This is a genomic window from Dactylosporangium sp. CA-092794 (genome assembly GCF_050948465.1).
Lineage (GTDB): Bacteria > Actinomycetota > Actinomycetes > Mycobacteriales > Micromonosporaceae > Dactylosporangium.
In genome coordinates this window covers 7,254,163-7,267,009 of sequence record NZ_CP192044.1, presented here as the reverse complement: position 1 = coordinate 7,267,009, position 12,847 = coordinate 7,254,163, and the positions used below count along the sequence as shown (strand labels likewise).

The 12,847-nt window shown below is 74.5% G+C and carries 10 protein-coding genes and 1 pseudogene; 8 read left to right on the top strand and 3 right to left on the bottom strand.

Annotated features, from left to right (window positions below; all coding sequences use genetic code 11):
• Positions 1-87: 87 nt before the first annotated feature.
• A complete protein-coding gene (locus tag ACQPXD_RS31010) occupies positions 88-1,581 on the bottom strand; it encodes a transposase (protein ID WP_432824860.1) in 1,494 nt (497 codons plus the stop codon).
• Between the two features lie 507 nt (positions 1,582-2,088).
• Here ACQPXD_RS31010 and ACQPXD_RS31005 point away from each other — a divergent pair.
• From ACQPXD_RS31005 to ACQPXD_RS30985, 5 genes are all read left to right on the top strand, one after another.
• Entirely contained in the window at positions 2,089-3,276 is a 1,188-nt protein-coding gene (locus ACQPXD_RS31005) for an ROK family protein (RefSeq protein WP_432824859.1), read from the top strand.
• 715 nt (positions 3,277-3,991) lie between these two features.
• Positions 3,992-4,348, top strand: a complete 357-nt coding sequence (locus tag ACQPXD_RS31000; protein WP_432824858.1) for a GlsB/YeaQ/YmgE family stress response membrane protein — start codon at positions 3,992-3,994, stop codon at positions 4,346-4,348.
• Between the two features lie 40 nt (positions 4,349-4,388).
• Positions 4,389-5,117, top strand: coding sequence for a DUF1963 domain-containing protein (locus ACQPXD_RS30995; protein ID WP_432824857.1), 729 nt, complete (start codon positions 4,389-4,391; stop codon positions 5,115-5,117).
• Between the two features lie 2 nt (positions 5,118-5,119).
• Positions 5,120-7,846 carry an AAA domain-containing protein gene (locus ACQPXD_RS30990; RefSeq protein WP_432824856.1) on the top strand — a complete coding sequence of 909 codons (2,727 nt, stop codon included), beginning with the start codon at positions 5,120-5,122 and terminating at the stop codon, positions 7,844-7,846.
• A 54-nt stretch (positions 7,847-7,900) separates the two neighbouring features.
• A complete protein-coding gene (locus ACQPXD_RS30985) occupies positions 7,901-8,191 on the top strand; it encodes a peptidoglycan-binding protein (protein WP_432824855.1) in 291 nt (96 codons plus the stop codon).
• 41 nt (positions 8,192-8,232) lie between these two features.
• Here the strand turns inward: ACQPXD_RS30985 and ACQPXD_RS30980 are convergent, their stop codons facing one another.
• Positions 8,233-8,991 (bottom strand): hypothetical protein, encoded by a 759-nt coding sequence (locus ACQPXD_RS30980; RefSeq protein ID WP_432824854.1) that lies wholly within the window; start codon positions 8,989-8,991, stop codon positions 8,233-8,235.
• A 212-nt stretch (positions 8,992-9,203) separates the two neighbouring features.
• Between ACQPXD_RS30980 and ACQPXD_RS30975 the strand changes: the two genes are divergently transcribed.
• Positions 9,204-9,695, top strand: a complete 492-nt coding sequence (locus tag ACQPXD_RS30975) for a hypothetical protein (RefSeq protein WP_432824853.1) — start codon at positions 9,204-9,206, stop codon at positions 9,693-9,695.
• Between the two features lie 8 nt (positions 9,696-9,703).
• Here ACQPXD_RS30975 and ACQPXD_RS30970 read toward each other — a convergent pair.
• Positions 9,704-10,411: pseudogene (locus ACQPXD_RS30970) on the bottom strand (MFS transporter); the annotation flags it as partial.
• 730 nt (positions 10,412-11,141) lie between these two features.
• On the opposite strand from ACQPXD_RS30970, the gene ACQPXD_RS30965 reads away from it, so the two are divergent.
• Both ACQPXD_RS30965 and ACQPXD_RS30960 read left to right on the top strand, forming a co-directional pair.
• On the top strand, positions 11,142-12,050 hold the full coding sequence (locus tag ACQPXD_RS30965) for a GNAT family N-acetyltransferase (RefSeq protein WP_432824852.1): 909 nt from the start codon (positions 11,142-11,144) through the stop codon (positions 12,048-12,050).
• A gap of 35 nt (positions 12,051-12,085) precedes the next feature.
• The gene (locus tag ACQPXD_RS30960; RefSeq protein ID WP_432824851.1) at positions 12,086-12,847 is read left to right on the top strand and encodes an alpha/beta hydrolase; all 762 of its coding nucleotides are present in this window, start codon (positions 12,086-12,088) and stop codon (positions 12,845-12,847) included.

Here is a 12,847-nt window from a genome sequence, read left to right as displayed (position 1 = left end):
TCATGCGCGAATCGCCGTGCGCACACGGGTTTTTCATGATCGCGGAAGGTCGATGTACCCACGGGTACCTTAAGGCTCCTTGGGGATTTAAGTCTTTGGTTTGGTTGTGGCGTTGGGGTTGTGGCCTTTGGGGTGGCCGGTGTTGGCGGGTCGGCCCTTCTTGATCACGGGTTGGCGGGTTCGGGGATTCTTGTTGGTCGATCCTTTGGGTCGGCCGGGGCCGGGCCGGGCGGGTTTCGGCGCACGGGCCGGGGTGGGCAGGGCGGCGACAGTATGGCGAAATACCCGGCGGACCCGGCGGGGGGAGAGCCGGTCGGGGTGGCAGGGTTGTTCCCAGGGCAGGCGCCGGTCGGCGGCCAGGGGTCTGGCCAGGTGGAGTTGGGCGAGGGCGAGGGCGACCAGCCAGGTCCACCGTTCGGCCTGGTCTGGATCGAGGGGGGTGTGCCGGGTCCAGCCGAGGTCTTGTTTGGCGAAGCGGAAGACGTGTTCGATGGTGTAGCGGTGTTGGTAGGCCTCGGCGAGCATGGGCAGGTCGAAGCTGCCTGGCGGGCCGGCCCACCACAGCCACCAGACTTGGGTGCGCCCGGCGGGGGTGGTGTGGTCCTGGCGGATCAGGGTGCCCTCGATGATGTCGGTGCCGGTCCATTTGCGGCGTTGGCGGGGTTCGGGGTGGTAGTGGTGCCAGGCCCGGGTCCGCACCGTGCCGCCGGCGCCGGCGCCGGCGCTGGTGGTGGTGGTGTGTTCGGCGTCGGGGGCGGGCCAGGTGTCGGGCTCGTCGAGGGCGAAGCGGGGGCCGTGTTTGCGGGCCCGGCCGGGCGTGCCCGGGCGTTTTGCTGGGGGGCGGGCGAAGAACACCCGGTCGCTGCGCAGCCGCACGAGCAGTTGGGCGCTGTCGGGGCGGTGCTGGGTGAGGTAGATCGGGCAGTAGCGGGCGTCGAGCAGGAACACCAGCGGCACCCCGGCGGTCGCGGTGCCGGCGGCGTGCAGCCGGGTGGTCACGTCGGTGATCTGGGCGGCGGTGACCTCGTTGGCGTTGTCGGCGGTGCCGATCCGCCGGACGTCCACCGGCAGGCCCCACGACCCCCGCCCCACCCCACCCGCCCCGCCGGTCGCGGGGGATGCGGCGCCGGGGCCGGTGTCGAGGCCGACCTGGCAGGCCCACTGCATCGACCAGCCCGGCACTGCCGGCGACCCGCCGGTGTGGTCGCGTTCGGCGGCGTACTGCATGCCGATGTCCGGGACGTACCGGGTGTCCGGCCGGGGGAACTTCGAGCTGTCCACCCCCAGCAGCAGTACCCGGCCGGGCCGGACCTGCCCGGCCAGCAACGTCCCCGCCGCGGCCGGGTGCACCTGGCCGTGTTCCAGGGCCTGGTACACGCTGCCGTGCCCGCGGCGCAGCACCGGCTCGAACGTCAGTTCTGCCACCGACCCCACCCGCCCGCCCCCGGCCAGGGCATCGACCAGCTCGAACAGGGTGTCCGCCCACCGGCCGAAACAGCGGTACACCGCGGTGCGGAACTCGGCCAGCGCCCGCAGTGCCTGGTCGGGGGCGGATGATGGGACACCCAGCGGGTGCGGCACAATGATCTCCAACGGCTGGCTTGGCGTTTCCTGATCTTGGTCGATCTGGATCATGCCAAGACAGCCGCCCTTTTTGCACCCCCGTTACCGATCCGCAACCAAGATCACCGATGGCGCTTAAATCCCCAAGGCTCCGTGATCATGAGAAAAGCGCCGCGCGTTGGTGGGAGCTGCATGATCGCGGAGAGATTCGGTCGCTCCGGCTGCGGCCGGCAAGTCGCGATGACCGGTCGCATGGGCGCTGTGCCGGTCCGTCTGCGGTGGGCGCTGCGCCGGTCCGTCCCCGGAGGGCTCGTTTGTGGTGATCTTGGAGGGATGATGTCGCTATGTGTGCGTTTTGGCTCCGCGATCATGAAGAGGGGTTGGTGTCGTGTTGGGTTTTCGCATGATTGTGGGGGATTTTGGGCGGTGGGCCGACGGCGAGGCGTCCTTTTTGGTGGTTAAGGGGGATTGGGTCAGATCCGTGATTGACACCAGGTTGAGGGCGCAAATACGGTTCGAGCCACCATGACGCACCTCGGCGGATCATCGAAGCTGCTCAGGGCCATGAACGACGCGGCCGCCCTGAGTCATGTGCTGGAACGCGGGTCGCTGACCCGTGGGGAGCTGCGCGAGCTCACCGGGCTGTCCAAGCCTACGATCTCGGAGGCGCTGCGGCGGCTGACCGAGGCGCGGCTGGTCAGCGTGGTCGGGTACATGAGCGCCGGGCCGGGGCCGAACGCCGAGGTGTATGCCGTGAACGCCGACGCCGCCTACGCGGTGGCGCTCTCGGTGCGCGACCGCGGCGACGCGGACACACCGACGGTGACGGCGGCCGTGACCGACCTGGCCGGGGTCGTGCGGGGGCGGCTGGAGTCCTCCGTCAACTTCGCCCGGACCGACCCCGTCGCCGGAGTCGTGGACACTGTCGAGGCGGTGTGCAAGGAGGCCGGGGTCGCCCGGGAGCCGGTGGCGCAGGTGCAGATCGCGGTGGCCGGGTCGTACGACCCGCGCGGCGACGTGTTGCACCACGTCGAGGTGCCCGGCTGGGGGCGGCCGGGGCTGGTGGAAGAGCTGCGCCGGCGGCTGGGCGTGCCGGTCGGGGTCGACAACGACGTCAACCTCGCCGCCGTGGCCGAGCGGGCCCGCGGTGCGGGGCGGGACGCGGAGAGCTTCACCCTGCTGTGGCTCGGTGAGGCGGGCCTCGGCCTGGCCATCGACCTCGGCGGCACGCTGCTGCGCGGGGCGCGCGGCGGGGCGGGCGAGATCGGGTACATGCCGATGACCGTTCCCGGCGCCGCGCGGGCCTCGTTCCAGGACCTGGTCGGCGGCGCGGCCGTGCTGGAGCTGGCGGCCGCGCACGGCATCTCGGCGCCCAGCGCGGCCGGGACAATGGCGTCCGCGGTCGCCCGGGCCGGCGGCGGCGACCCGGCGGCCCGGGAGTTCGTCTCGGTGCTCGCCGGTCGGATCGCGGTCGGCCTGTCGGCGGTCGTCGCGGTGCTCGATCCGCCGCTGGTCGTCATCGGCGGGGAGGTCGGGCAGGCGGGCGGCCCGCTGCTGGGCGAGGCGGTGGCCACCGCGCTGGCGGAGGCGGCGCCGCTGGACACCACCATCGCGGCCACGCAGATCCACGACGACGCGGCACTGCTCGGCGCGCAGGAGGCCGGCCGGGCCACGGTCCGCGAGACGATCTTGGCCACGCTGGGCCGCCCCTGAGCCGCGCGCGGCGGCGCCGGCGGCAAGCGGGCCGCGGTGCGCGGCGCGTCCGCGTTGGCCACGCTGGGCCGCGCCTGAGTCCTGCGCGGCGGCGACGGCGCGGCGCTGCTCGGTGTGCAGGAGGTCGGCCGGGCCACGCTCCGCGAGACGATCTCGGCCGGCCCTGAGTCCTGCGCGGCGGCGCTCGCGGCAAGCCGGCCGCGGTGCATGGCGCGTCCGCGTCGCCGGGCGTCAAACCGGCCGCGATCTCGCGGGCCTTGCCGGCCGCGCCGTCTCCCTCCACAGGCCAAGTGCACGGCGCGTCCGCGCCCGCGGTCGTAGCTGCCGGCGCCGGTGGGGAGCCGTTGTTGCGGTGCGGCGGGGGTTCCAGGGCGACGCGGGGTCGGGTTGTGAGGTCGGCCGCTGCCGCGCTGGGCCGTCCCTGAGCTGTGGCCGTCCGCGGCGAGAGTCGGGCGCATCGAGATAAATCGTGATATGTCCGATAAGTCGTGGCGCGGAGCGCCCGACTTATCGGGGCTTGGCACCGCGGGGGTGGCAGGGAGGGCCGTCAAGGCCCGAGCGGTGTCTCGCGGGAGGAACGGTCTGCAAGTGACGCGGCCCGAGTCAGGCTCTTGCTTTTGCCCAGGCGGCCGCGGTGACTGACACCCGTCTCTGGCCCGCGGACGTGATCGTGTACGGTCCCGTTCGACCATACGCGAGGGGAGCGCGGGACTACATGCACATCAACGACTTCTGGGTCGCGATTCCGATCGGGCTGCTCATCGGCGTGCTCGGCCGGCTTGTGCTCCCGGGCAAGCAGAACATCGGCGTGTTCATCACCTTTCTGATCGGGGTCGGTGCGGCGCTGCTCGGGACGCTGGTCGCGGAACTGGTCAACCTCGACGACAAGGCCGTCGTCAAGGTGTGGAAGATCCAGTGGAGCTGGTGGGAGCTGGGCATCCAGGTCCTGTTCGCCGCGGTCGGCATCGGGCTGGCGAACATGCTGACGTACACCAAGCTGGCCTCCGGGGCGCCGAGGCCGCGCAAGCGGGCCGCTCGCAAGCGGACGACCAAGAAGAAGTCCGACGACTGAGCCCACCGCGGGGTGCCGGTGACCGCTAGCATGCGCGGGTGTGGACCTGACCGCGCTCCACGCGGCCGCCGAGCGCTCCGCCTGGCCCAAGTTCGCCCGGCGGGTCGTCGAGCTGGCCCGGCCTTCCCTGGTCCTCGCCGTCGGCGAGGGCATGCCGATCGGGTGGTACGGCGGGCTGCCGGCCCTCCCGCCGCGCGAGGACTGGCCCGCCGTCCCCGGCGGGGCGCTGACGCTGGCCGCCCGGATCGACTGCGCGGCCGTCGCCGAGTTGCTGCCCCGGGAGGCGTGGCCGCTGCCCGGCGACGGGGAGCTGCTGTTCTTCTACGACGACCGGTTCGCCGACGTGGTGTATGAGGACGTCGGCGGCCACGCCGCCTGCCGGGTGCTACACGTCGCCGGCGGCGCGGCGGAGCGGGAAGCGCCGTTGGACACCGCGGTCATCCCGGCGTTGCCGCTCGGCGGGGTGGCGGCGCCGTCGCTGCCCGACGTGTTCGGGCCGGCGCTGCGGGAGTACTCCGACACCGACCTCGGCCGCGCGATGGAGGGCTACGAAGTGTTCACCGACGTGCTCGGCGAGCCGCCGCGCCACCGGCTGCTCGGCTGGCCCGACCACGACGCCGACCCGCCCGGCCGCCGCCCGCTGCTGCAGCTCGACGCCGAGGACGGCACCGCCTGGGGCGAGATCGCCAACCTGTCGTTCTTCGTGCCGGCCGAGGATCTCGCCGCCGCGCGCCTGGACCGGGCCGGCCTGATCGTCGAGGTCGGCTGAGCTTGGACCCGGGCCGGGTGCTCGCCGCGCTCGCCGACCTCGCGCCGGCCGGGCGGGAGCGGGTGCTCGACGTCGCCCGCGGCGACCAGCCGCTGCTCTGGCTGGCCGAGCCCGACCGGGCGCCGCGCGGGCGGGCCGCCGACCGGCTCGCCGCGCTCGACGCCCTGCACCGCGACGAGCGGATCCTGCGCCGCGGCTGGGCGTGGCTGCTCGGCACCGCCGAGGTCGACGGGTCGGTCCGCAAGCTGCGGCTGCCGCTGGTCGCCCAGCCGGTCCGGCTGGAGCGGGCCGGCGGACTGCGCGGCCACCGGGTCGTGCCGGCCGGCGACCTCGAGGTCACGCCGCTCATCGGCGACCGCGAGCTGGCCGCCGTGCTGGAGTCCGCGCCGGGCCTGGGCACCGCCGCCTGGCTCGCCGCGACCGGCACCGCGGCCTGGGTCGGCACCGCCGCGGAGGCGGCCGGGCTGAAGCCGGACCGCATCGCCGCCGACGACACCCCGATCGCCCGGCTGCCCGACGGGGAACTGCTCGGCCAGGCCGCAGCCGCGCTGTACGTGGTCCGCGACGTCTCCTCGGCCGGCCTGCGCGACACGCTGCGCGCCTGGGCCGCCCGCGCCGGGCTGGAGCAGACCGCGCTGGCCCGCGTCTACGGCGAGAATCCCGTCCCCGCCGAGACCGTCGAGGAGGAGGTGTACTCCCCGTTGCCGCTCAACCGGGCCCAGCGCGACGTGGTCCGGCGGGCGCGGCGGGAGAGCGTCGTCGTGGTCTCCGGCCCGCCCGGCAACGGCAAGAGCCACGCCGTCGTCGCCGCGGCCCTCGACACCGTCCACCGCGGCGGCTCGGTCCTCGTCGCCACCCAGGCGCCGCACGCCGCCGAGGTGCTCGGCGAGCTGCTCGGCCGGTACCCGGGCGCCGAGCCGGTGCTGTTCGGCGACGCCGAGCGGCGCGACCGGATCGCGCTGGCGCTGGGCGCCGGGCGGCCCGGCGGCGTGACCGCCAAGCAGGTCCAGGCCCGCCGCGACGAGGTCGCCGCCGCGGCGGCCGCCGTCGAGGCGCTCGAGCGGGGGATCGGCGCGGCGCTGTGCGTCGAGCGGCGGGCCGCGACGATGGCCGTGTGGGAGCCGCTGCTGGCCGGCCTGCGGGCGGAGGCGCCGCGGGTGTTCGCCTCCGGCTTCGACGCGGCCCGGGCCCGGCGGGCGCTGCGGGCGCGGTACCTGCGCGACTGGCGCGTCCGGAGGCTCAGCGGCGCCGCGCCGGACCGGCTGCCCGCCCTGCTGGAGGCCCTCGAGGCCGACCGCGCCGCGGCCACCCTCGCGGTCAACGGCGGCACCGACCTGTCCGCGGTATGGCCGGCCCTGCTCGCCGCCGACGCCCGCCTGCGGGAGGCGGCCGGCGCGGCGATGCGCGACGCGGCCGCGGCCGCCGGCCGGTGGGGCGCCGACGCCCGGCGCAGCGCCGCCGCCCTGGCCGCCGCGCTGCGGGCCGGCCGCAACCGCCGCCGGGAGGCGCTCGCCGCGCTCGACGGCCCGGCGCTGGTCCGGGCGCTGCCCCTGTGGGTCGGCACGGTCGCCGACGTCGAGGACCTGCTGCCGCCCACGCCCGGCCTGTTCGACCTGGTCATCCTGGACGAGGCGGCGCACATCGACCAGATCCGGGCCGCGCCGGTGCTCGCCCGGGCCCGCCGTGCGCTGGTCGCCGGCGACCCCAACCAGCTGCGGTTCGTGTCGTTCGTCGCCGACGTCGACGTGGCCGTCACCCTGGCCCGCCACGGCCTGCCGGACCGGATCGACGTGCGCCGCAGCGGCGCGTACGACGTCGCCGTCGGCGCCGCCCCGGTGACCTGGCTGGGCGAGCACTACCGCTGCGCGCCGCACCTCATCGAGTTCGCCGCCCGCCGCTTCTACGCCGGCCGGCTGTCGCTGATGACCCGCACCCCGGCCGCCGAGGGCACCGACGCCATCGACGTCGTGCGCGTGCCGGAGGCCACCGTCCGTGACGGCGTCAACCGGGCCGAGGTCGACGCGGCGGTACGGACCGTGCGCGACCTGGCCGCGGCGGGGGAGACCGGCATCGGCGTGGTGACCCCGTTCCGCGCCCAGGCCGACGCGATCGAGGCCGCCCTGCTCCAGGAGTTCAGCGTCGAGGAGATCGAGCGGCTCGCGCTGCGCTCCGGCACCGTGCACGCGTTCCAGGGTGGCGAGGCGGACATCGTGGTCGTCTCGCTCGGCCTCGTCGACGCCGACACCCCGGCCCGGCAGCGCTTCGCCGCCGACCCGAACCTGTTCAACGTCATGACCACCCGCGCCCGCCGCCGGCTGATCGTGGTCACGTCCCTGACCGGGGGCACCGGCCTGGTCGCGGAGTTCCTGGCGCACGCCGAGAGCCCTTCGGCGCATCCGGACGGCGCCGATCCGCCGGCGGTACCGTGGGCGCGGCGCCTGGCCACCGAACTGCAGGCGGCCGGCCGCGACGTGCGGGTCGGTTACGGGGTCGGGCAGTGGTCCGTCGACCTCGTCGTGGACGGCGTCGGCTATCTCTGCGCCCCGCACCCCGACGGCGACGCCGCGCACCTGGAACGCCAGCGGGCCCTGCTGCGGGCCGGCTGGACGCTGCGCGAGGCGTTCGCCAGCCGTTTCCAGGACGACCCGGTCCGCGCCGCGCTCGAACTGGGAAACCTCGAACCGGGAAGTCTCGAACCGGGAAACCTCGAACCGGGAAATTCGGGGTAGCTTCGCGGGGTTTCCCCTGACGACGCCCGGGCCCGGGGGCCGGACACTCGAACCATGACCGTACGCCGCATTTTCACCGTCGTCGGCGCCGCGCTGGCCGGCACCGTCAGCGCCACCGGCGAGGCCGTGCCCCCGGCCGACCCGCGCGAGGTACGGGCCCTGCTCGCCGACGTCGGCCTGCTGCGCCCGGGCGCGTTCGACGCCGAGGTCGGCCAGGCCTTGCGCCGCTTCCAGGCCCGCGCCGGCCTGCTCGTCGACGGCGTGGCCGGCCCGCGCACCAGCCAGGCCCTGGCCCGCTCCGCCCGCGAGGCCCGCCACCTGCGTTCCCTCGGCATGGCCGCCTGACCGCGGGCCGCCGCGGCCCTACGCCGGCCGGCTCGGCCCGGTCAGCCGGACACCTGCAGGTGCAGGGCGCCGAACAGGCGGTCCTGGCCCTCCCGGGTGCCGATCGACGAACGGTCCTCCGGGTGGTTGAGGTAGTGGTTGACCGTGTCGTGCAGGAACTCCCGGTGCACGGTCGAGGTTTGCAGCTGCAACTGGATCCGCTGCACGTTGCGCTTGCGGCCGAGGCCGTGCACCCGGACCAGTTCGGGCCAGAGCACGCCGATCCGGCCGACGCCGAAGACCGTGGGCAGCGGGCCGGTCATGATGGCCTCCCACGGCACGTCGAAGGTGGCCAGGCTGTCCACGACGGTCAGGCCGTCGGGGCGCAGGATCAGCCGGCCGGTGCCCCGCACCAGCATGACCAGCGTGTAGACCACGGCGTAGGCGAACGCCAGCGTGACGGCGAACAGCATCCAGGTGAACACGCCCCACGACTCGTCGTCGTAGCAGATGCCCAGCAGGACACCGACGATCGGCGGCATCGCGGCGGCGTTGGCGGCGAGCTGGAAATACGCCGGCGGCGCGACGAACTCGCCGGGCCGGACGGCGAACGAATGCGGCTTCGGCCGGCGCAGCATGGTGACACCGCTCACCACCGCGGTCACGACGACCAGCACCAGCGCGGCGAGCACCGGCCAGATCTCGGTGTGCTGGGCTACCGTGAAGGGCAGCAGCACGATGCCGAGGCCGCCCACGACCAAGTAGTACAGCCAGGCATTTCGACGGCCTAACTCGTCTTCCCCGTTCGCACCCTGCGACACCGTGCCCACCTCCTATGCACAGGAAGGTATCGGGTCGGCGGGAGGCTCCGCCGCCACGAATTCGACACAGCCTACGGTGCAACCTGGTGCGGGCCGACGACGGCCCTCTCTCCGGTCCCATTGTTGACGATTCACGGTATTGGCGGTCGGTGGCCCGGGAAGGCGCGATTCCTCACAGGCCGCGGCGGATGCGGGGGGCTTACGCTGGCCGGGTGGCACCGCTGCCCAGCACCGAGGACCTGTTGCGGGTGATGACGATCCTGGGGATCCCGGGCGACCCGCTGTACATCATGAAGGACCACGCCGACGATCGGCGCCGGGCGGAGTTGCTGGCGCACATCGCCGCGGCGCTCGTCGATCGGCTCGAGGCCCTGGAGACACTGGCCGGGCTCGACGTCGAGGACCGGGCCGACCTGCACTGGCAGGCGGACCGGGACGCGGCCGGGGCCGGGCCCACCGATCGGCTCCAGGCGGCGCGGCTGGCCTGGGTGCAGCAGAGCGTCACCCGGCAGCGCGGCCGCCGGCCCGACCCGGTCGACGACGCCGTGGCCACCACCCTGGGCGTGCTGATCCAGCTGCTCGCGGTGCGCGGGCGCGACCACGGCACCGGCGACGCGGTGGTCGCCGACGCCGTGGGTGCGCTGTGCGGGGCCGCCGACCACCTCGGTACCGTGCTGCGCGCCGAACGGCGCGAGCCGGTGTGAGTCGCGCGTCAGCCGGTGGCCGGTAGCGCCGTGCCGGCGAGGTCGGCCAGGTCGCGCAGCCGGCGGATCGGGGAGCGCAGCAGGGCCAGCGGGGCGAGCGCGGCCGCGGCGCCGAAGGCGAACAGGGCGGCGCGGGCCCCGGCCGCGTCGGCGGCGAGGCCGGCCAGCACGCCGCCGACCGGGATCGCGCCCCAGGAGACGAAGCGGACCGTGGCCACCACCCGCGGCAGCAGCTCCGGCGGGGTGGCCAGCTGCCGGTAGGTGCGCGTGGTGACGCTGAGCACGACCACGCCGCCGGCGAACAGCACGTTGCCCAGCACGAAGGCGGCGTAGGCGGCCCAGGCGGTACCCACGGGAATGATCATCGCTCCCAGCAGCGCCACGAAGGAGGACACCACGAGCGCGCGAGCGGTGCCGAGGCGGGCGGTGATCCGCGGGGTCAGCGCGGCGCCGGCCAGGGTGCCGGCGCCCTCGACCGCCAGCAGCGCGCCGACCGCGCCGGGCGGGGTGTGCAGGTCGCGGACCAGGTACAGCGGGAACAGCGCGAGCTGCGCCCCGCACACGAAGTTGACCGCGGTCGCCGTCCACATGCCCGGCGCCATGACCGGGTGCCGGGCCACGAACCGCCATCCCTCGCGGATCATCGCGCGCATCGGCGGCCAGGCGCCCGGCTCGCCCGCGCGCCGCGGCGGGAGGGTGCGCAGCAGTACCGCCGAGGCCCGACGCGCTGGGCGGGGCGCTGTCGACGATCGGGTCCCACCCGCCGGGCGCTGGCCGCCGCGGAGCGCGGCGCAGCGACCGGAAGTCTCCGCGATCATGCACAACCCGCCACCGACACCAACGGTTTTTCATGATCACGGAGTGGTGATGTACCCCCATGTACCACAAGTCTCCGGGATCATGGCAAACCCGGTACGCGACCACCGCGCGCATCATGATCACGGAAACATCCGTCCGCCCCCGGCCGCGCAGATCGGATGGTCCGCCCGACGGGGTGCGACATCCGCAGCGTCCGCCCCGCCGCGCCGCCAAAGGGTCGGTGCCGATGACCGGTCTTGCCCCACCGGCTGCCATCGACACCAGCCTGCAACGGCATCTGCCCGACGGGAACCACCACGATCGGGCGCTGCCCTCGTGCACCACGTCAGCGGGTGGCGCTTCGCGCGGGCGGGCAGCGCTTCCCACCGAATTTATCTCCTGACAGGCGAAATGTCGGATAAGTCATGACGCCACCAGGCGTCGTGACTTATCCACTGCACTTCCGGCGGTGGCGCGAGCGAACAAATCTCTCCGGGATCATGCGAAAAGCCGTTGCCGGGCGAGCGAAGAGCCGGTAAGACCATCGGCGGCGGCGGATGAGCGCCAGGAAGGAGGAGCCGGAGATGTCCGCGAAGCAGCACGCGCCCGGTTCCCGCAGTGGACGGGCGCCCAGCATTGGAGCCGCGCATGGCACTGACCTTCCGCCCGATCGCCGGGCCGGATGAGCTCGACCTGTTCCTCAGCCTGCCGTACACGCTGAATGACGAGATACCCGACGACCTCGCCGGTGGGCGGCGGCGGACCGGGTGGATGTGGGTGGCGCTCGACGAGGGGCGGCTCGTGGCGCGCGTCGCCTGGTGGTCGCGGGCCGGAGCCGCCGAGCCCCACCTCATGGACATCCTCGACTTCGTCGTCGGCGGGGACGCTGCGGCCGAGGAGCTCGTGCGCACGGCCCTCGCGGCGGTGGGCGGGACGCCGCCGGAGTACATGCGGTTCGTGCCGGCGGGCTGGCGCGACGATCCGGGCGACGTCGAGGCGCGCATGGCGGTGCTCGGCCGGCTCGGCGCACGGCCGCTCGTGGAGCGGCGAAACATGGAGTGGCGCCGCGGCGCGCCGCTGCCCGCCGGTTCGGGCCGCCTGAAATTCAGGAGCTTCGGGGGTACGGGCGAAGCCCTCGCGCTGCTGACCGCGGCGCTCGAAGGCACCCTCGACGCGCACAGCCGGGCCGACCTGCGCCGACACGCCGCGGGTGACGTCGCGGCCGCGCACCTGCACGGCGAGCTGGCGCGGTACCCGAGCCCGCGCGACTGGTGGCGGGTCGCGACGCTGCCCGGCGGCGACCCGGTCGGGTTCGTCTTCCCGGCGCGCAACGACTACGGACTGATCATCGCCTACATCGGCGTGCTGCCCGGGCACCGCGGCCGCGGCTACATCGACGACGTGCTCGCCGAGGGCACGCGGGTGCTCGCCGCCCAGCCGCCGGGCGCGGCGCCGCGGATCCGGGCCACCACCGACGTGACCAACGTGCCGATGGCGGAGGCGTTCCTGCGGGCCGGGTACGTCAACTATCGCAACGAGGTCACCATGGTCTGGTGATGCAACCGGATCGGCGTCTCGTTGGTCGCATCGATATGCGTTTTGTCACGGGGGTCCTCTGCCTGCTGCTGCTCTCCGCGTGCGCGAAAGCGCCGGTGAAAGCGGCGCCACCGCCGGCGCCGAGTCCGGCCGATCGGCTGTGCGCCGACCCGGAGCTCAATGACAAGCAGGTGGCGTTCGCCGGGCAGGATGGGACGTATCTGGCCGCGTACCTGCTCGGCGGAGGTCGGGCGCAGGTGACGCTGGTGCTCGCGCCGCAGGCGAGCGCCACCGGCTGCTCCTGGCTCGGCTGGGCCAAGCGGGAGGCCGATGCCGGGTACCGCGTCCTCGCCTTCGACTTCCACGGCGAGGGGCGCTCCGGGCGGCCGGGCGCCGCGACCAACTCCGGCGACGTCGCGGCCGCCGCCGCGTTCGCGCGGGCCAAGGGCGGCCGTGACGTGGTGCTCGTCGGGGCGTCCCGCGGCGGCACCGCCAGCCTGGTCGCCGCCGCGGGGCTCGAGCCGCCGCCGGCCGCGGTGATCAGCCTGTCCGCCCCGGACCGGTACGCGGGCGAGAACGCCCTGCCGGCGGTGCCGAAGATCAACGCACCGGTGCTGTACGTCGCGGCGACCGGCGACAGCCAGTACGCCGCCTCGGCCCGGGCGCTGAGCGACGCCACCCCGGCCGCGAACCGCACGCTGACGCTGGTTCCGGGCTCGCTGCACGGCACGGCCCTGCTGACCATCGCCGCCGACGGCGCCGCGGAGGCCGGGCGGGCCGTCGACGACTTCCTCGCCATCCACGCCCGCCCAGCCTGA

Coding starts and splice junctions, on each gene's coding strand:
- ACQPXD_RS31000 (WP_432824858.1), top strand. CDS start 3,992: ATGCACATCAACGACTTCTGGGTCGCGATTCCGATCGGGCTGCTCATC.
- ACQPXD_RS31005 (WP_432824859.1), top strand. CDS start 2,089: ATGACGCACCTCGGCGGATCATCGAAGCTGCTCAGGGCCATGAACGAC.
- ACQPXD_RS30965 (WP_432824852.1), top strand. CDS start 11,142: ATGGCACTGACCTTCCGCCCGATCGCCGGGCCGGATGAGCTCGACCTG.
- ACQPXD_RS30960 (WP_432824851.1), top strand. CDS start 12,086: ATGCGTTTTGTCACGGGGGTCCTCTGCCTGCTGCTGCTCTCCGCGTGC.
- ACQPXD_RS30985 (WP_432824855.1), top strand. CDS start 7,901: ATGACCGTACGCCGCATTTTCACCGTCGTCGGCGCCGCGCTGGCCGGC.